Genomic DNA, 17311 nt, shown 5'->3' with positions numbered 1-17311 from the left:
AACATCTGAGGTCGTCACGTGACAGAGCGTCAGAAGGACCGGCCGTGGCTCATGCGGACGTACGCCGGTCACTCCACGGCCGAGGCGTCCAACGAGCTGTACCGGCGCAACCTCGCCAAGGGCCAGACCGGCCTGTCCGTCGCGTTCGACCTGCCGACGCAGACCGGCTACGACCCCGACCACATCCTCGCCCGCGGCGAGGTCGGCCGGGTCGGGGTCCCGGTCTCGCACCTCGGTGACATGCGGCGGCTGTTCCAGGACATCCCCCTGGAGCAGATGAACACGTCCATGACCATCAACGCCACCGCCATGTGGCTGCTGGCGCTCTACCAGGTGGTCGCCGAGGAGCAGGGCGCGGACATCACCAAGCTCCAGGGCACCACCCAGAACGACATCGTCAAGGAGTACCTGTCGCGCGGGACGCACGTCTTCCCGCCCGGTCCGTCCCTGCGGCTGACCACCGACATGATCACCTACACGGTGAACCACATCCCGAAGTGGAACCCGATCAACATCTGCAGCTACCACCTGCAGGAGGCGGGCGCCACCCCGGTCCAGGAGATCTCGTACGCCATGTCGACGGCGATCGCCGTGCTCGACGCGGTGTTCGCCTCCGGTCAGGTCCCCGAGGAGCGCAAGGGCGATGTCGTCGCCCGTATCTCCTTCTTCGTGAACGCGGGCGTCCGCTTCATCGAGGAGATGTGCAAGATGCGCGCCTTCGGCCGGATCTGGGACAAGATCACGCATGAGCGCTACGGGATCGAGAACCCCAAGCACCGCCGATTCCGCTACGGCGTCCAGGTCAACTCGCTGGGCCTCACCGAGGCCCAGCCGGAGAACAACGTCCAGCGCATCGTTCTGGAGATGCTGGCCGTCACCCTCTCCAAGGACGCCCGCGCGCGTGCCGTGCAGCTCCCGGCCTGGAACGAGGCTCTCGGCCTGCCGCGGCCCTGGGACCAGCAGTGGAGCCTGCGCATCCAGCAGGTGCTGGCGCACGAGAGCGACCTGCTGGAGTACGAGGACATCTTCGCGGGCTCGCACGTCATCGAGGCGAAGGTGGACGCCCTCGTCGAGGAGTGCCTCGCCGAGATCGACCGGATCCAGGAGATGGGCGGCGCGATGGCTGCCGTCGAGTCCGGCTACCTCAAGTCGCAGCTGGTCTCCTCGCACGCCGAGCGGCGGGCCAGGATCGAGGCCGGCGAGGAGAAGATCGTCGGCGTCAACTGCTTCGAGGGCACCGAGCCCAACCCGCTCACCGCGGACCTGGACACCGCCATCATGACGGTGGACCCGGCCAACGAGGCGCGGGTCGTGGCGAAGCTCCACGAGTGGCGCGACAACCGCGACGAGACCCGTGCCCAGGAGGCCCTCGCCACCCTCAAGGCGACGGCCGCGGGCGACGGGAACCTCTTCGAGGCCACCCTGGAGTGCGCCCGTGCGGGTGTCACCACCGGCGAGTGGTCCTGGGCGCTGCGGGACGTCTTCGGCGAGTTCCGCGCGCCGACCGGAGTGTCCTCCGCGCCGGTCGCGGTGACCGCGGAGGAGGGCACGCCGCTCGCCCTGGTCCGTGAGAAGGTCGCCCGCACGGCCGAGGAGCTGGGGTCCGGCAGGCTGCGCCTGCTGGTCGGCAAGCCGGGGCTCGACGGCCACTCCAACGGCGCCGAGCAGATCGCGGTGCGTGCGCGTGACGCCGGTTTCGAGGTGGTCTACCAGGGCATCCGGCTCACCCCGGAGCAGATCGTCAACGCCGCGCTGGCGGAGGACGTGCACTGCGTCGGGCTGTCCATCCTGTCCGGCTCGCACGCCGAGCTGGTCCCGGACGTGCTGGCCAGGCTGCGCGAGGCCGGCGCCTCCGACATCCCGGTCATCGTCGGCGGGATCATCCCGAGCGCCGACGGCGCCGAACTGAAGCGTGCGGGTGTGGCCGCCGTCTTCACCCCGAAGGACTTCGGTATCACGGAGATCATCGGCCGTATCGTCGACGAGATCCGTAAAGCGAACAAGCTCGACCCTCTGGAGGTTCCCGCATGACCGTCAATCGGCTTCGGCCCCGCCGTTCCTGCCTCGCGGTGCCGGGCAGCAACCCGCGCTTCCTGGAGAAGGCCCAGGGGCTGCCGGCCGACCAGGTCTTCCTGGACCTGGAGGACGCCTGCGCGCCGCTCGCCAAGCCCGAGGCCCGGCACACCATCGTGAAGTTCCTCAACGAGGGCGACTGGACGGGCAAGACCAGGGTCGTGCGCGTCAACGACTGGACCACCGAGTGGACGTACCGTGACGTCGTCACGGTCGTCGAGGGCGCGGGCCAGAACCTCGACTGCATCATGCTGCCGAAGGTCCAGGACGCCCAGCAGGTGGTCGCCCTCGACCTGCTGCTGACGCAGATCGAGAAGACGATGGGCTTCGAGGTCGGCAGGATCGGCATCGAGGCGCAGATCGAGAACGCCCAGGGCCTCAACAACGTGAACGCGATCGCCCAGGCGTCGCCGCGCGTGGAGACGATCATCTTCGGCCCGGCCGACTTCATGGCCTCCATCAACATGAAGTCCCTGGTCGTCGGCGAGCAGCCGCCCGGCTACCCGGCGGACGCCTACCACTACATCCTGATGAAGATCCTTATGGCCGCCCGCGCCAACAACCTCCAGGCGATCGACGGCCCCTACCTGCAGATCCGCAACATCGACGGCTACCGCGCGGTCGCCCAGCGCGCCGCGGCCCTCGGCTTCGACGGCAAGTGGGTGCTGCACCCCGGCCAGGTCGAGGCGTCCAACGAGATCTTCTCGCCGTCGCAGGAGGACTTCGACCACGCCGAGCTGATCCTGGACGCGTACGAGTACTACACGTCCGAGGCGGGCGGCAAGAAGGGCTCGGCGATGCTCGGCGACGAGATGATCGACGAGGCCAGCCGCAAGATGGCGCTGGTCATCTCCGGCAAGGGACGGGCCGCCGGCATGACCCGCACCTCCAAGTTCGAAGCCCCGGAGGCCTGATCACCATGCAGTTCGGACGCACCTACGAAGAGTTCGAGGTCGGGGCGGTCTACAAGCACTGGCCCGGGAAGACGGTCACCGAGTACGACGACCACCTCTTCTGTCTGCTCACCATGAACCACCACCCGCTCCACATGGACACCAACTATGCGGAGAAGACGACTGATTTCGGGAAGAACGTCGTCGTCGGGAACTACATCTACTCCCTGCTGCTGGGGATGTCCGTGCCGGACGTCTCCGGCAAGGCGATCGCCAACCTGGAGATCGAGTCGCTGCGCCACGTCGCCCCGACGTTCCACGGTGACACCATCTACGGCGAGACGACGGTGCTCGACAAGACGCCGTCCAGGTCGAAGAGCGACCGGGGCATCGTCTACGTCGAGACCAAGGGCTACAAGCAGGACGGCACGCTGGTGTGCGTGTTCCGCCGCAAGGTGATGGTCCCCACCGAGACGTACATCAAGGAGCGCGGCGGGGAGCAGCCCGGCCGCCCGGAGCTGAACGAGCCCTCGAAGAAGGCGGAGAAGTAGTCATGGCGCGACTCGCCCAGACCCACGGTCTGACCGACGTCCAGCAGGAGATCCTGTCCACCGTCCGGGACTTCGTCGACAAGGAGATCATCCCGGTCGCGACCGAGCTGGAGCACCGCGACGAGTATCCGCAAGCGATCGTCGACGGGCTCAAGGAGCTGGGCGTCTTCGGTCTGATGATCCCCGAGGAGTACGGGGGCCTGGGTGAGTCCCTCCTCACGTACGCGCTGTGCGTGGAGGAGATCGCCCGCGGCTGGATGTCCGTGTCCGGGATCATCAACACCCACTTCATTGTGGCGTACATGCTCAAGCAGCACGGCACGCAGGAGCAGAAGGACACCTTCCTGCCGCGCATGGCGGCCGGCGAGGTGCGCGGCGCGTTCTCCATGTCGGAGCCGGGCCTCGGTTCGGATGTGTCGGCCATCACATCCAAGGCGGTCAGGGACGGCGACGAGTACGTCCTGAACGGTCAGAAGATGTGGCTGACGAACGGTGGAACGTCAACGCTCGTCGCGGTGCTCGTCCGGAGTGACGAAGGACTCACTCCCGAGGAAGCGGCCGCCAAGCCCCACAAGTCGATGACGACCTTCCTCGTCGAGAAGGAGCCCGGCTTCGGAGAGGTCCGCCCCGGCCTCACCATCCCCGGCAAGATCGACAAGATGGGGTACAAGGGGGTCGACACCACCGAGCTCATCATGGACGGACTGCGCATTCCGGCCAATCGTGTGCTCGGCGGGACCACCGGCCGAGGGTTTTACCAAATGATGGACGGCGTCGAGGTCGGTCGCGTGAACGTCGCGGCCCGTGGTTGCGGTGTCGCCCAGCGTGCGTTTGAGCTGGGTGTCTCGTACGCCCAGCAACGTCACACTTTCGGCAAGCCGATCGCCCAGCACCAGGCGATTCAGTTCAAGCTGGCCGAGATGGCTACCAAGGTCGAGGCCGCTCATGCCATGATGGTCAACGCAGCTCGCAAAAAGGACTCCGGGGAACGAAACGACCTGGAAGCAGGGATGGCGAAGTACCTCGCCTCCGAATACTGCAAAGAGGTCGTCGAGGACGCCTTCCGTATCCATGGTGGCTACGGGTTCTCGAAGGAGTACGAGATCGAGCGTCTCTACCGAGAGGCTCCGATGCTGCTGATCGGCGAAGGTACCGCCGAGATCCAGAAAATGATCATTGGGCGTCGGTTGCTCGAGGAGTACCGGTTCCAGGGTTGATTGTCGCTTTCGAGTCGGTTTGGCCGCGAAGAAGATCACACCCTGTCATCGTCTTCCGGCCGCCGACTCGGCTTCTGGCTTGCCCAGTTGCGGCCCGCAACCGATAGCATCGTCCAGAAAGCCGCCGTCCCCCGTCCAGCGCGGCATCATCCGCTACGAAGGTCATCCATGCCCCACAGCCAAACCTCTGCACGTCGCGACAGCCTCCTTGGCGTACGTATCGCTCGCGGAGCATCGCCGTGGCTTCTGCCGACCGTCGCCACCGCCGCACTCAGCCTTGCCCGCTCGCGCCGTTCCAAGCGCGCCGCGGCGATCGCTGTGCCCACCACCGCTCTCGCGGCGGGCATGCTGTGGTTCTTCCGCGACCCCGAGCGCGAGATCGCGCAGGGCAGGGTCATCTCGCCCGCCGACGGTGTGGTGCAGAGCATCATGCCGTGGAAGGACGGGCGTACCCGGGTCGCCATCTTCATGAGCCCGCTGAACGTTCACGTCAACCGCGCCCCGCTCGCGGGCACGGTGACGTCCGTGGAGCACGTGCCCGGCGGATTCGTGCCGGCGTTCAACAAGGAGAGCGAGAACAACGAGCGCGTTGTCTGGCACTTCGACACCGAGCTCGGTGACATCGAGATGGTGCAGATCGCCGGCGCGGTCGCACGGCGCATCGTCCCGTACCTCCCGCAGGGGACCAAGGTCGAGCAGGGCGAGCGCATCGGTCTGATCCGCTTCGGATCGCGCGTTGACATCTACCTTCCGGAAGGTGTCGACGTCGCGGTCGAGGTCGGACAGACCACGACCGCGGGGGTGACTCGAATTGACCGTGATTGATCCTGATACACAGGCAAACTGGGTCGCCGACGCCGAGGCGGACGCCGCCGAGGAAGCGGAGGAGATGCCGCTCTCACTGCGGCTCTCAATAGCGGACACGCTCACGCTGGGTAACGCCACGTGCGGGTTCATGGCGGTGTACTTCACCACCACGGGCATCCTCATCCCGCACCTCACGGGCAGTACCGAGACCGGCATGGCGCGCAACAGCGCCGCCACCGCCGTCATCCTCATGCTGTGCGCGGCGATCTTCGACCTGTTCGACGGCATCGTGGCGCGCAAGCTGCGCTCGTCCCCGATGGGCGCCGAGCTCGACAACCTGTCGGACCTGATCAGCTTCGGTCTGGCCCCGGCGTACTTCGTGCTCGTGTACGGAATGGTCGCGGTCTCGGACGGCGCACAGCAGAAGGTCTCGGCGGTGGCCGCGGTCGTGGTGCTCCTCGCGGTGGTGCTACGGCTGGCCAGATTCTCGTGCGTGACCATGAAGGACGGCATGTTCCAGGGCATGCCGAGCCCCTTCGGCGCGCTGACGGTCGTCTCGATCGTGCTCCTGGGCCTGCCGTTCGTCCCGACGCTCCTCGCGATCATCGGGACGGCGTGGCTGATGGTGAGCCGGGTCGAGTACCCCAAGCCGCGGGGCGTCCTCGCGGTGGCGATGCTCAGCTGGATCGTGGGCGCGATGGGCATGCTCGCGGCGTGGGCGTTCGACGCGCCGGGCGGTCAGGTGCTGCTCCAGACCGGCTGTGCGCTGCAGGTCGTGCTGGGCGCCGTGATCCCCCTCTTCGCGACGGCCCGGCGGGTGAACACCTTCCGCGACAACCGGCGCGAGAGCCGGGAGGCGCGGGCGGCGCAGCTGCCGTAGCGGCGGGAACGGACAGGGAAGGGCCCGGGTGCGGGAATCGCACCCGGGCCCTTCGTCATGGCCGGGCCTCTCCCCCTGGCCCGACCGGGTCCGGCAGGCGCTTGAAGTAGTACGTCGTGGGGTGGGGGGTGCCGGCGGGGTCGAGGGCGTAGTCCGGGATCGTGCCCGCCGGGGTCCAGCCCGCCTTGCGGTAGAGCCCCTCCGCCGCGCTGCCGGTCTCGGTGTCCAGCACGAGCAGGGTGCGCCCCTCGGCCGCTGCCGCGGCCTCGGCGGTCGCCAGCAGCCGCGAGCCGAGGCCGTGCCCGCGGGCGTCGCGGTGGACGAGCAGTTTGGAGATCTCCGCACGGTGCGGCTGGTTCGGCATCCCCGCCCGCACCAGGGTGATCACGCCCGAGAGCCCGCCGGCGGGCCCGTGGGCCGCCCAGACGCTCCGGGTGCCCTCGGCGGTCTCCCGGGCCACTCCGCGCCACCAGGAGGCCGCCTCCGCGTGCCGCAGCGGTGCGAGGAAGCCGACGGAGGCACCCCCGTCCACGGCGTCCCGCAGCAGCGCGGCAAGACCGTTCTCCGCGTGCTCGTGGATCTGCTCGGCGGTGAGGGGCTCGATGCGGTGACCGTCGCTCATGATCAGAGCTTCACACGGCGCCGTTTCACCCGTGTGACGCCCCCCTCCCCGGCGGGCGGGACCGTCGGTGCGGCGTGATACCTCTCGTACCCATGAACACCCGTCGCGCCCCCGCGCCCGGCCCCGCCGGATCGGCGGATCCCGGGGACCTGGCCGCCCTGCGCGCCGCCTTCGGCACCGGCTCGTCGGCGCCGCCGCTCGGCTGGCCGGCGGTGCTCGCCTTCGAGGCGGAACACGGCATCGTCCTGCCCGAGCCGTACCGGACGTTCGTCGCGGAGATCGCCGACGGGTCCGACGCCGGCCCGCCGGACCACGGGCTGACCCCGCTGGCCGGGCTGCCGGCCGACTGGGGCGACGACCGGCCGCGCAGGGTGCTGCCCCCGGCGGACGGCCGGGGGCGGCCTCGTCAGGAAAGGAAGTCGCGGGCGATGTTCGCGGCGACCCGCTCCAGCAGCGGACCGGCCTCGGCGATGCACGTGGCCGTGTCCGGCTCCAGGTCCGTCAGGGGGTAGGCGCGGCGGATACCGGCCCGGCCCAGGGCCTCCGGCCGGAGGACGAGGCGGCCGCAGACCGCGACGACCTCCACGCCCGCCGCACGGGCGGCCGCGGCCACGCCGGCCGGCGCCTTGCCGTGCAGGGTCTGCTCGTCCAGCGAGCCCTCGCCGGTGACGACCAGGGTGGCGCGGGACAGGGCGGGGGCGAACCCCAGCACGTCCAGCATGACCTCGATACCGGGACGGAAGCCCGCGCCCAGGCCGACCAGAGCGCCGTACCCGATGCCGCCGGCCGCGCCCGCGCCCGGGGACTCGGCGAGGGCGGTGGCCCGGGAGCCGATCGACTCGGACAGGACGGCGGCGAAGTGGGACAGGGCCGCGTCCAGCTCGGCCACGTCCTCGGGCGACGCGCCCTTCTGCGGGCCGTACACCGCCGGCGCGCCCTTCGGGCCGGTCAGCGGGTTGTCGACGTCACTGGCGAGGACGAGGTCCACGTCCGCGAAGCGCGGGTCGAGGCCGGAGAGGTCCGCCGTCGCAAGGTCCCGCAGGCCACCGCCCCCGGGGCCGACGGGCTCGCCCCGCGCGTCGAGGAAGCGCGCGCCGAGCGCGGCCAGCATGCCCGCGCCGCCGTCGGTCGTGGCGCTGCCGCCCACACCGAACACGATGGTGCGCGCGCCCGCGTCGAGGGCGGCGCGCAGCAGCTCGCCGGAACCGTACGTGGTGGACGTCAGCGGCGCGAAAACGCCCTCGGGCAGGAGCTGGAGGCCGGAGGCCTCCGCCATCTCCACCACGGCGGTGGTGTCGCGCAGCGCGTACGCCGCGGTCACCGGCTCGCCGAGCGGCCCGGTCACCCGTACCTCTCGCCGCTCGAACCCGGCCGCCACCGCGGCCGCCACCGTGCCGTCGCCGCCGTCCGCGACGGGCAGGGTCTCCACTTCCAGTTCAGGGAGGACGTGCCGCAGCCCGGCCGTCACCCGCTCCGCGACCTGCACGGCCGTGAGCGACCCCTTGAACTTGTCGGCCGCGACGAGCACGCGCGCGGCCTCAGTTACTGCTCCGTCCGTCACCTTGCATCCCTTGCTATCGAACAGGCAGTCGCGCCGAGGCCGACCCTATCCGGCCCGTCATACGGCGTGCCACCCCCCGATGTGCGGTAAACCGGACGTATGGGTCTACAGCGTGCGCAGCTCCTGGACCGGATCCTCGGCGGCTGGTCGGGCCGTATCGCCGGAAACATGCTCGGCAAACCGGTCGAGCGGGGCGACTACTGGACGCGGGAGCGGATCGACCGCTACCTGCGGGCCGTCGGCGCGCTTCCCCTCACCGACTACCTGCCGGAGCCGCCACCGGGCGCCGACGGGTTCGAGCTGCGGCCCGAGTGGCCCGAGTGTGTCCGCGGCCGGATCCACGGCAGCTGCCGGGACGACGACATCGACTACGCGATCCTGGTTCTGCACCTCCTGGAGACCCACGGCTTCGAGTTCACGACGGCGCAGGTCGGCGACCTGTGGCTGTTGTGCCTGCCGTACGCGCAGACCTTCACCGCCGAGCGGGCGGCGTACCGGAATCTCGCCAACGGCCTCGGGCCGCCGCTCACGGCCACCTACGACAACCCGTACCAGGAGTGGATCGGCGCCCTCATCCGCGCCGACGTCTACGGCTGGACGTCACCAGGCGAGCCGCGCCGCGCCGCCGCGCTGGCCCGCCGCGACGCGGTGCTGTCACACACGGGCAACGGCGTGTACGGCGCGATGTGGGCGGCGGCGCTCATCGCCGCCGCGTTCACCGCGGCCGGACCGCGGCCGGCGATCGAGGCGGCGCTGGACCGGATCCCCGCGAGCAGCCGTCTGGCCCGCACCGTCCGTCATGTGGTGGCGCTGCACGAGGCCGGGGTGGCGTGGTCCGACGCGCTGGGCGAGGTGGAGCGGGAGACGGCCGGGATGCACTGGATCCACACCGTGCCGAACGCCGCCGTCATCACGGCGGGGCTGCTCTACGGCGGGGGCGACTTCTCCCGCACCATCGCCCTGACGGTGCGCGGCGGGCTGGACACCGACTCCAACGGCGCGACGGCCGGCTCCGTTGCGGGCGTGCTGTGCGGGGCTTCGGGGATCCCGCGCCACTGGACGGACCCGCTGGAGGACCGGGTGCGCAGCGCGGTGTTCGGGTTCGACGGGGTGCGGATCAGTGAGCTGGCGGAGCGCACGGTGCGGCTGGTCGACGCCGGCTGGGGCGCGTTGCGGAAGTAGCGTCGTCCGCCCGGAGGGCGGGCCCCGGCCAGACGGGACTTCCGAAACACGCCCCAGCGGGGCTGGTCGACGCACTGGCGGCGGGCCGGCGCGGGGGCCGCGGCAATTGCGTCGCGGCGGGGGTGGTTCGCTGCGTAACCTCGCGGCATGACTCTCGTCGCGATCCTCAGCGGTGCCGGCATCTCCACCGACTCCGGCATCAGTGACTACCGCGGCCCCAACGGGCTGTGGCGGCGTGATCCGGAGGCCGAGAAGCTCGTCACGTACGACTACTACATGGCGGACCCGGAGATCAGGCGCCGTTCGTGGCGGATGCGGCGCGACACCACGGCGCTGCGGGCGGAGCCGAACGCCGCCCACCGGGCCGTCGCCGAGCTGGAGCGCACCCCCGGGTTCGCGGTGCGGGTGATCACGCAGAACGTGGACGGGCTGCACCAGTTGGGCGGGATGCCCGACCGCAAGGTGCTCGAACTGCACGGCACCGCACGGGCGGTGGTGTGCACGCGCTGTCATGCCCGGTCGTCGATGGCGGACGCGCTGGCGCGCGTGGAGGCCGGTGAGGAGGACCCCGCCTGCGAGGCGTGCGGCGGGATCCTCAAGTCGGCGACGGTGATGTTCGGCGAGCGGCTCGACCCGGTGGTCCTGGGTGAGGCGATGGGCATCGCCAAGGCGGCCGAGGTGTTCATCGCGGTCGGTTCGACGCTCCAGGTGCAGCCCGCCGCCTCGCTGGCGGGGATCGCGGCCGAGCACGGCGCGCGGCTCGTCATCGTCAACGCCGAGCCGACGCCGTACGACGAGCTGGCGGACGAGGTCGTCCGCGAGCCCATCGGCACGGCCCTGCCGGCGCTGCTGAAGCGGCTGCGGCCCCAGAGCGCTTCGGGACGTGCACGCTAGGGCGTGTTCCGGAAGTAGCGGCGTCGCCCGGAGGGCGGGGCCGGGGGCGTCTGGTGCGTGCGTGCCAGACGCCCCCGGCCGGACGGGACTTTCGAAACACGCCCCAGAAGAGCACTCCGGGGCATGCGCGCTCGTCACACGCCCAGAAGAGCACTCCGGGGCGTGCGCGCTCGTCAGAAGAGCGCGTCGTCGGCCGGTGCGCCGCTCTCGAAGGCCAGCAGGCGCTGCTTGCGGTCGAGTCCGCCGCCGTATCCGGTGAGGCTGCCGCTCGCGCCGACGACCCGGTGGCAGGGGACGATGATGCCGATCGGATTCCTGCCGTTGGCGAGGCCGACGGCGCGGGAGGCGCCGGGTTTGCCGAGGACTTCGGCGAGTTCGCCGTAGGAGCGGGTCTCGCCGTACGGGATCTTCCGCAGCTGGTCCCAGACGCTGAGCTGGAACGGCGTGCCGGACAGGTGCAGCGGGAGGTCGAAATCGGTGAGCTCGCCCGCGTGGTAGGCGTCGAGCTGGCGGATCACCTCGCCGAAGGGGCGGGGATCCGGGTCGCCGAACGTCTCCTCCGGCGGCCGGTGGCGCTGCTGCGTCATGTAGAGCCCGCTGAGGGTGCCGTCGGTGGCGACGAGGGTGAGCGGGCCGTACGGGCTGTCGGTGACGGTGTGCTGCCTGGTGGCGCGGGTGGTCATGGGTTTCCTCAGGCCGGGAGGTGGTTGATGGGGTGGCTGTCGGTCGCCCAGAGGTACTGGACGGCGTAGGCCCGCCAGGGCCGCCAGGAGGCGGCGCGCGCCGTCAGCGCGGCGGGGGTCGACGGCAGGCCGAGGTCGGCGGCGGCGCGGCGTATCCCCAGGTCGGTCGGGAGGAACGCGTCGGGGTCGCCGAGCGCGCGCATCGCGATGACCTCGACGGTCCAGGGGCCGAAGCCCGGCAGGGCCGTGAGGCGGGCGCGGGCCTCCTCCCAGTCGCTGTCGAGGCCGAGCCGGAGGGAGCCGTCGGCGAGGGCGCCGATCAGGGTGGTGAGGGTGGTCCGGCGGGTGCGCGGCAGGGCGAGATCCTCGGGGTCGAGAACGGCCAGCGCGGCGGGGGTCGGGAAGAGGTGGGTGAGGCCGCCCTCGGGGTCGTCGACGGGGACGCCGTGCGCGGTGACGAGGCGTCCGGCGTGCGTGCGGGCCGCGGCCGTGGAGACCTGCTGGCCGAGCACGGCGCGTACGGCGAACTCGGCGGCGTCGACGGTGCGGGGCACCCGCCGGCCGGGCGCGCTGCGGACGAGGGGTGCCAGCAGCGGGTCGGCGCGGAGCTGGTCGTCGACGGCGACCGGGTCGGCGTCGAGGTCGAGCATCCAGCGGCAGCGGCTGATGGCGTGGGTGAGGTCGCGCGGGTCGGTGAGGGAGAGCCGGCAGGCGATGTGGTCGGGCCGGGGTGCGAGGGACACGATGCCGTGACCGTGCGGGAGGGTCATGCTGCGGCGGTAGGCGCCGTCGCGCCACTCCTCCACGCCGGGGACGGCGGTGGCGGCCAGGTGCCCGAAGAGGTTGTCGGGGTTGAGCGGTGCGCGGAACGGCAGGCGCAGGGAGATGACGCCGGGGGTCGGCGGCGGGGTGGAGCCGCCGCGGGCGGCGCGGGCACGCAGTTCACCGGGCGCCAGCGCGAACACCTCGCGGACGGTGTCGTTGAACGTGCGGATCGAGGAGAACCCGGCCGCGAAGGCGACCTCGGCCATCGGGAGCCCGGTCGTCTCGACGAGGAGGCGGGCGGTCTGGGCACGCTGGGCACGCGCCAGGGCGAGCGGGCCGGCGCCGAGCTCGGCCCGCAGCTGGCGTTCCACCTGCCGGGTGGAGTAGCCGAGCCGGGCGGCGAGACCGGGTACGCCCTCGCGGTCGACGACCCCGTCGCGGATGAGCCGCATGGCGCGGGCGACGGCGTCGGCGCGGGCGTTCCACTCCGGGGAGCCGGGGCTGGTGTCGGGGCGGCACCGTTTGCAGGCCCGGAACCCAGCCTGCTGGCAGGCGGCGGCGCTCGGGTAGAACACCATGTTCTCGACCTTGGGCGGGACGACCGGGCAGCTGGGCCGGCAGTAGATCCGGGTGGTCACGACGGCGGTGAAGAACCAGCCGTCGAAGCGGGCGTCCTTGGATTGGACCGCCCGAACGCATCGCTCGGTGTCGGTGTGCATGGTTCAAGCATCGCGGGCGGCGGGGCCTGTCGCTGGCGGAAAAGCGACATCAGCCTTCGACTGCCAGGGCTCGGATCCAGGCCACCGCGGTGAAGGCCTTGGCGGTGACGCGGATCTCGGTGCGCCGGAAGCCGGTGGCGGTCAGGCCGTCGTAGCCCTGGGAGACGAGATCGTGGTGGAGTCCGTCGGAGAAGGCGACGACGAGCTGCGCCGAGGGGTCATCGGCGAGGGCACGGCGTACGGGGCCGGAGTCGAGGACCCGGAACAGGGCGACCACCGCGGAGCCGGCGTACCCGCTGTCCGCCTCGTGGACGATGCCCTGGTGGAGCCCGGCCCGCATCCGGACGCGCAGCCGTTCCGGCGCGCCGTCGTTGGCCTGTGCCAGCGCCCGGGCGAGGCCGTCCAGGAGGTCGGGCACGACCCGGGTCTCGTCGATGCCGGGTTCGAACACGAGGAGGTAGCCGTCGCCCTGTGCCTGGCGGCCGCACCTTTCCCAGTCGATGCCGGCCCGCGCGCAGGCCGTGCGCAGCGTGCGCAGCAGGACGCGCTGCAGCCGGATCATGTCGGTGTTGTCGCGGGCGCTGTACTTCTCGATGTCCACGGCGAGGCACAGGCGCCGCACTCCCGGCGGCAGTTGCGCGTCCGCGGACGGTCCGGCCTCGTCGTGGGTGGCGGGTGGGGCGGCCTCGTCGTACGCGGGCGCCGCCTCGCCGTACGCGGGCGCCGCCTCGCCGTACGCGGGCGGCCCGGCCTCCGCGTACGCCGCGAGCGCCCCCGCGCCGGGAAGGGCCGTCCGGTCGGGGGCGAGGGGTGCGGCGGCCGGCCAGAGGTCCTCGGCCGCGAGCCGGAACGGCGTCTCGTGCGGTGTCTCCGCCTCCCTGCGCCGGAACGCCCCGCCGAGCACCGGCTGGAGCGTGACCGTGCTCAGGCTCAGCCTGCCGGACAGTCCGCTCACGGTGGCCGGAAGCCGGACGACGGCCTGCGCCCAGCGCCCGTCGGGGCGCAGCGCACCGCTCGCCCCCGGTGCCCGGAAGACCCACTGGAGCCGGTCCTTGCCGAGCCCGAACGCGGCGATCTCCGCCCCGTCGGGTGCGGTGCTGCCGGGCGCGGGGTGCAGGGCCACGGCGTGCGGGCCGTCGTCGAGCTGGACGGTGAGGGTCGCCTCCCGGTAGGCGCGGCCGTCCGGCAGGTCCTCCAGGTCGAACGGGAAGCAGACGAGGACCTCGCGCGGGGTGCGCCCGACCGCCGTCACGCGGCCGGTGGCCGGCGGCAGGGTGTAGCCCAGCGGCCGGCCCAGGGAGGCCCCCGCGACCCGGTCCCGTACGGGCTGTCCGCCCTTGGGCACCGCGGCGCCGGGGGCGAGGAGCTCGACGGTGGCGAGGACGTCGTCCCGCATGCCGTCCCGTGCGTCGTCCCGTGCGTCGTCCCGTGGCATGGTGCGGGCCCCCTCGGCCGTCCGTCGTGGTCCGTCGTCGTTCTTGATCAGCGGTCCGTCGTGGTCGGCGGTCCGTCGTGGTCAGTGGTCAGTCGTCCGTCGTGATCAGTGGTCAGTGATCAGTGATCAGTGATCAGTGGTCAGTCGTCCGTCGTGGTCAGCCGGGCCGCCTCGTGCAGTCCGTCCGGAGCGAGCACGGTCAGCCGGCTGTAGCCGATCCGGATGATGCCCCGGTCGGCCAGTTCGCCGAGGACGTGGTGGACACGGCGTTCCCTGGCACCGACCAGGCCGGCGATCTCCGCCTGGGTGAGCCGCGGCCCGATGAGGACTCCGCCGCCCTGGGGCCGGCCGTAGTCCTCGACGAGGTCGAGGAGGACCCGGGCCACCCGGGTGGCCACCGGGCAGCTGCCGAAGTCGCCGCGGCGCCGTACCGACCAGCGGTTCTTGCGCACCAGCATCCTGCTCACCGCCAGGGCGGCCGCGGGATACCGGTCCAGGCAGCCGAGGAAGTCCTGCTGCCCGATGCGGCGGGCGGTCACCGCGCCGGCCGCGGTGACGGTGGCGGACCGCGGCCGGTTGTCGAAGGCGGCGAACTCCCCGACGAGTTCGCCGCCGAGCCGGACGGCCAGCAGGGCGGTGTCACCGTTCTCCGAGAGGGCCGTGACCTTGGTGACACCGGTCACCAGCAGCAGGACGAACGTCTCCTGCCGGCCTTGGGCGAGGAGGATCTCGCCGGGGGCGTACGCCCGGGGCGTCCCCAGGGAGAGCAGGTCCTTGGCGGCCTCCCCGGAGCCGGTGAGCTCCGCCAGGAGTGTGCCGTGCGGCCAGCGGTCCCCCGGATCCGGGCCTTGGGTGTACTTCTCCGGCATCACGGAACCTTCCCGGCCTCACCGGCGCCTCGCGGCAGTCGTGACGTACGGCATCGTAATGCCCTGCCGGGAACGAATTCCCCTGTTCCGCCGGGAAGTTCAGGATTCCGCACTGCTGCGGAGAGGGCGAGCGCACCGGGGCGCATGCTGGCCGTACGGGGGACGGCGGGGACGCGGCCGGCTACGACGACCACGTCCCCGCGCTTCCGCCGCCCACCGGTGGCCGGGCCGCTCGCGGCGGTGGATTCACGCCCCGGCCCCCCGGCGGTGCGGGAGGGTTTCGGCGTGCACGGTGCTGACGCGGTAGTGGAACTCGTCGGCGCCGTCCATGACCTGGTCCCGGTAGGCCTCCGCCACTTCCTGCAGCAGGGGCAGCAGGGCGGGGTCGGGGGCGTGCGCGGTCCGGCTCGGCCCGGCCGACACCAGGGGGCCGAGGTCCATCGGGCGGTCGCCCAGGAGGAGGTGCACGGTCTCCGGGCGCGGGCCCAGGCGGGGCACGTCGCGGGGCCATGTGAGGGTGACCGGGCGTGTCGTGCGGGTGCTGCGGGCGGACGCGCCGTGGGGTTCGACACGGTAGCCGCTGGGCTGGTCGTTGGTCACCAGGGCCGTCCGGCCGCTCAGTCCGACGCCGAGCACCCAGAAGTACAGCGCCTCGTCCGCGTGGTTGGTGACGGTGACGCGGTAGCGGTCGCCCTCGTGCAGCCGCTCCCCCAGCGGGGCCAGCGGGCGCCAGGTGCCACCGCGGGGAGGGGCCTCGATCTCGAACCGGACCTCCGCCCCGGCCGTGAGCAGGGCGGCGTCCTCGGGGTCGCGCAGGGCGCGGACCCGTTCGCCCCGGGCCAGGTCGTCCAGCAGTGCGGTGATCCGGGGGATCTGCGGCGGGGTCGCCTCCAGCGGCTCCCGGAGGGGCAGGTCGTCGCCGCTCAGCACGGTGGCGGTACCGCCGCGCAGCAGCACGGTGGCGAAGGCCGGCCCGTCGTGGGTCTCGGCCAGCCGGGGGCAGTCGGCGAGGCTCCGGCGCAGCGCCTCGGCGAAGGGGCCACCGCCGTCGACGCGCACGCGCCGGCGGTCGTGGACGCGCAGCGGCAGCGCGTACGAGCCGGGGGGCGGTTCCGCGGTGAACAGTCCGGCGGGCAGGCCCGCTTCGTCCGCCGGCTCGGCGGTGCCCGGTGCCGGAAGCAGGACGGCGTCGCCTCCCTCCATGGTGGCCACGGCGGCCCGTACCGTCGTGTCCTCGCCCGCGGCCGGTTCCCGGCAGGCCGGCTCCCGCCAGGGGTCGTCGTGGGGGAACACCATGCGGACGGTGTCGTCGCGGCCGAGGCCGAACACGGCGCCGCCGGGGACGACGAACCGCCCGTCCCTGCGGACCAGGGGCAGCCGTTCCGGCTCCGGGGGCTCCTCCAGCGAGAACGGCAGCCGGCCGGAGGGCCCGCCGGCGTCGGGCCGTTGCAGCACCTGCTGCTGCTTGACGCGGTCGCGCACCCGGGCGATGAGGACCGACCAGGGGACCTGCCGCGCCGCCGGCGAGTCGAGCACGGCGGCCAGCGCGGCGGTGAAGACGCCCTGGCGGCCGGTGCCGGGGTGGAGTTCGGCCTCGAACGCCGAACCGTGCTGCTGGCACGCCGCCAGCCGGACGACGTGCGGGACCAGCGGGGCGTCGTGGCGGGCGAGGGCGGCGGCCCGGGCGAACCCGGCGTCGTGCGCGACCTCGCCCGGGGAGACCGACTTGAGCCGCCACCGGCCGGGGGCGCGGGCGGTGTCCCGCACCGCTCCGCCCGAGTGGCAGCAGTCGAGCACGCAGGTGAGGTTGGGGGTGACGCGGGTGAGGACCCGGGCCACGGCGGTCAGTTCGGCGGCCAGGTAGCCGCGGAAGTCGGCCGGGGTGCTCTGTTCCATGTCGTAGGGCACCAGGTACTGCAGGTCTCCCCGCAGCGAGCCGTGTCCGGAGAAGTAGACGACGACTCCGTCCCCGGGCCGGGTGTCGCGGCACAGCCGTCGCAGGGCCCCGGTGATGCCCGCGTAGGAGGCGTCCTCCTCGACGAGGGTGCGGATGTCGGTGAAGCCGTGCCTGGCCAGTACGTCGTGCATGACCCCGACATCGGTGTGCACGCCGGTCAGGCCGAAGGTCTGGGCGCCGATCAGTACCGCGCGCAGCGTCAT

Annotated in this window: 15 protein-coding genes and 1 pseudogene; 9 read left to right on the top strand and 7 right to left on the bottom strand. The window is 72.1% G+C overall.

Annotated elements, in window-relative coordinates; translation table 11 throughout:
* The first annotated feature begins 18 nt into the window (after positions 1 to 18).
* The 6 genes from ACY34K_RS23510 (at position 19) to pssA (ending at position 6421) form a co-directional block, all read left to right on the top strand.
* Entirely contained in the window at positions 19 to 2031 is a 2013-nt protein-coding gene (locus ACY34K_RS23510) for a protein meaA (RefSeq protein WP_462750277.1), read from the top strand.
* Positions 2028 to 2987: an HpcH/HpaI aldolase/citrate lyase family protein gene (locus ACY34K_RS23505; protein ID WP_462750275.1), complete on the top strand. Its 960-nt coding sequence runs from the start codon at positions 2028 to 2030 to the stop codon at positions 2985 to 2987. Before ACY34K_RS23510 ends, ACY34K_RS23505 begins: the two co-directional genes overlap by 4 nt.
* Positions 2988 to 2992: 5 nt before the next feature.
* Positions 2993 to 3517, top strand: a complete 525-nt coding sequence (locus ACY34K_RS23500; RefSeq protein WP_462750273.1) for a MaoC family dehydratase — start codon at positions 2993 to 2995, stop codon at positions 3515 to 3517.
* A 2-nt stretch (positions 3518 to 3519) separates the two neighbouring features.
* Positions 3520 to 4734, top strand: coding sequence for an acyl-CoA dehydrogenase family protein (locus tag ACY34K_RS23495; protein WP_462750271.1), 1215 nt, complete (start codon positions 3520 to 3522; stop codon positions 4732 to 4734).
* A 168-nt stretch (positions 4735 to 4902) separates the two neighbouring features.
* Positions 4903 to 5559, top strand: a complete 657-nt coding sequence (locus ACY34K_RS23490) for a phosphatidylserine decarboxylase (RefSeq protein WP_462750269.1) — start codon at positions 4903 to 4905, stop codon at positions 5557 to 5559.
* Positions 5552 to 6421: a CDP-diacylglycerol--serine O-phosphatidyltransferase gene (gene pssA / locus ACY34K_RS23485; protein ID WP_462750293.1), complete on the top strand. Its 870-nt coding sequence runs from the start codon at positions 5552 to 5554 to the stop codon at positions 6419 to 6421. Before ACY34K_RS23490 ends, pssA begins: the two co-directional genes overlap by 8 nt.
* 55 nt (positions 6422 to 6476) lie before the next feature.
* Here the strand turns inward: pssA and ACY34K_RS23480 are convergent, their stop codons facing one another.
* Positions 6477 to 7043, bottom strand: coding sequence for a GNAT family N-acetyltransferase (locus tag ACY34K_RS23480; RefSeq protein WP_462750267.1), 567 nt, complete (start codon positions 7041 to 7043; stop codon positions 6477 to 6479).
* A gap of 92 nt (positions 7044 to 7135) precedes the next feature.
* Here ACY34K_RS23480 and ACY34K_RS23475 point away from each other — a divergent pair.
* Positions 7136 to 7420: pseudogene (locus ACY34K_RS23475) on the top strand (SMI1/KNR4 family protein); the annotation flags it as partial.
* Between the two features lie 29 nt (positions 7421 to 7449).
* Here the strand turns inward: ACY34K_RS23475 and ACY34K_RS23470 are convergent.
* Positions 7450 to 8604 carry a glycerate kinase gene (locus ACY34K_RS23470; RefSeq protein WP_462750265.1) on the bottom strand — a complete coding sequence of 385 codons (1155 nt, stop codon included), beginning with the start codon at positions 8602 to 8604 and terminating at the stop codon, positions 7450 to 7452.
* Between the two features lie 99 nt (positions 8605 to 8703).
* Between ACY34K_RS23470 and ACY34K_RS23465 the strand changes: the two genes are divergently transcribed.
* Together ACY34K_RS23465 and ACY34K_RS23460 are read left to right on the top strand one after the other, a co-directional pair.
* Entirely contained in the window at positions 8704 to 9786 is a 1083-nt protein-coding gene (locus ACY34K_RS23465; protein WP_462750263.1) for an ADP-ribosylglycohydrolase family protein, read from the top strand.
* A 147-nt stretch (positions 9787 to 9933) separates the two neighbouring features.
* The gene (locus ACY34K_RS23460) at positions 9934 to 10680 is read left to right on the top strand and encodes an SIR2 family NAD-dependent protein deacylase (protein WP_462750261.1); all 747 of its coding nucleotides are present in this window, start codon (positions 9934 to 9936) and stop codon (positions 10678 to 10680) included.
* Between the two features lie 173 nt (positions 10681 to 10853).
* On the opposite strand, the gene ACY34K_RS23455 is transcribed toward ACY34K_RS23460, so the two are convergent.
* The 5 genes from ACY34K_RS23455 to ACY34K_RS23435 all read right to left on the bottom strand — a co-directional run bounded on the left by ACY34K_RS23455 (position 10854) and on the right by ACY34K_RS23435 (position 17311).
* Positions 10854 to 11363, bottom strand: a complete 510-nt coding sequence (locus tag ACY34K_RS23455; RefSeq protein ID WP_462750259.1) for a methylated-DNA--[protein]-cysteine S-methyltransferase — start codon at positions 11361 to 11363, stop codon at positions 10854 to 10856.
* Between the two features lie 8 nt (positions 11364 to 11371).
* On the bottom strand, positions 11372 to 12847 hold the full coding sequence (locus ACY34K_RS23450; protein WP_462750257.1) for an AlkA N-terminal domain-containing protein: 1476 nt from the start codon (positions 12845 to 12847) through the stop codon (positions 11372 to 11374).
* Positions 12848 to 12896: 49 nt separating this feature from the next.
* Positions 12897 to 14282: a hypothetical protein gene (locus tag ACY34K_RS23445; RefSeq protein WP_462750255.1), complete on the bottom strand. Its 1386-nt coding sequence runs from the start codon at positions 14280 to 14282 to the stop codon at positions 12897 to 12899.
* A 140-nt stretch (positions 14283 to 14422) separates the two neighbouring features.
* A complete protein-coding gene (locus tag ACY34K_RS23440; RefSeq protein ID WP_462750253.1) occupies positions 14423 to 15151 on the bottom strand; it encodes a Crp/Fnr family transcriptional regulator in 729 nt (242 codons plus the stop codon).
* Between the two features lie 246 nt (positions 15152 to 15397).
* On the bottom strand, positions 15398 to 17311 hold the full coding sequence (locus ACY34K_RS23435; protein ID WP_462750251.1) for a caspase family protein: 1914 nt from the start codon (positions 17309 to 17311) through the stop codon (positions 15398 to 15400).

The organism is Streptomyces sp. STAM6 (genome assembly GCF_054963715.1).
Note: the sequence above shows the minus strand (reverse complement) of the source record. Positions and strands in the feature narration are given on the sequence as shown.

Bases quoted from the DNA above. Each gene is read 5' to 3' on its own strand.
- ACY34K_RS23455 (WP_462750259.1), bottom strand. From the start codon at position 11,363: ATGACCACCCGCGCCACCAGGCAGCACACCGTCACCGACAGCCCGTAC.
- ACY34K_RS23435 (WP_462750251.1), bottom strand. From the start codon at position 17,311: ATGACGCTGCGCGCGGTACTGATCGGCGCCCAGACCTTCGGCCTGACC.
- ACY34K_RS23490 (WP_462750269.1), top strand. From the start codon at position 4,903: ATGCCCCACAGCCAAACCTCTGCACGTCGCGACAGCCTCCTTGGCGTA.
- ACY34K_RS23450 (WP_462750257.1), bottom strand. From the start codon at position 12,847: ATGCACACCGACACCGAGCGATGCGTTCGGGCGGTCCAATCCAAGGAC.
- ACY34K_RS23465 (WP_462750263.1), top strand. From the start codon at position 8,704: ATGGGTCTACAGCGTGCGCAGCTCCTGGACCGGATCCTCGGCGGCTGG.
- ACY34K_RS23480 (WP_462750267.1), bottom strand. From the start codon at position 7,043: ATGAGCGACGGTCACCGCATCGAGCCCCTCACCGCCGAGCAGATCCAC.
- ACY34K_RS23445 (WP_462750255.1), bottom strand. From the start codon at position 14,282: ATGCCACGGGACGACGCACGGGACGACGCACGGGACGGCATGCGGGAC.
- ACY34K_RS23460 (WP_462750261.1), top strand. From the start codon at position 9,934: ATGACTCTCGTCGCGATCCTCAGCGGTGCCGGCATCTCCACCGACTCC.
- ACY34K_RS23440 (WP_462750253.1), bottom strand. From the start codon at position 15,151: ATGCCGGAGAAGTACACCCAAGGCCCGGATCCGGGGGACCGCTGGCCG.
- ACY34K_RS23500 (WP_462750273.1), top strand. From the start codon at position 2,993: ATGCAGTTCGGACGCACCTACGAAGAGTTCGAGGTCGGGGCGGTCTAC.
- ACY34K_RS23505 (WP_462750275.1), top strand. From the start codon at position 2,028: ATGACCGTCAATCGGCTTCGGCCCCGCCGTTCCTGCCTCGCGGTGCCG.
- ACY34K_RS23495 (WP_462750271.1), top strand. From the start codon at position 3,520: ATGGCGCGACTCGCCCAGACCCACGGTCTGACCGACGTCCAGCAGGAG.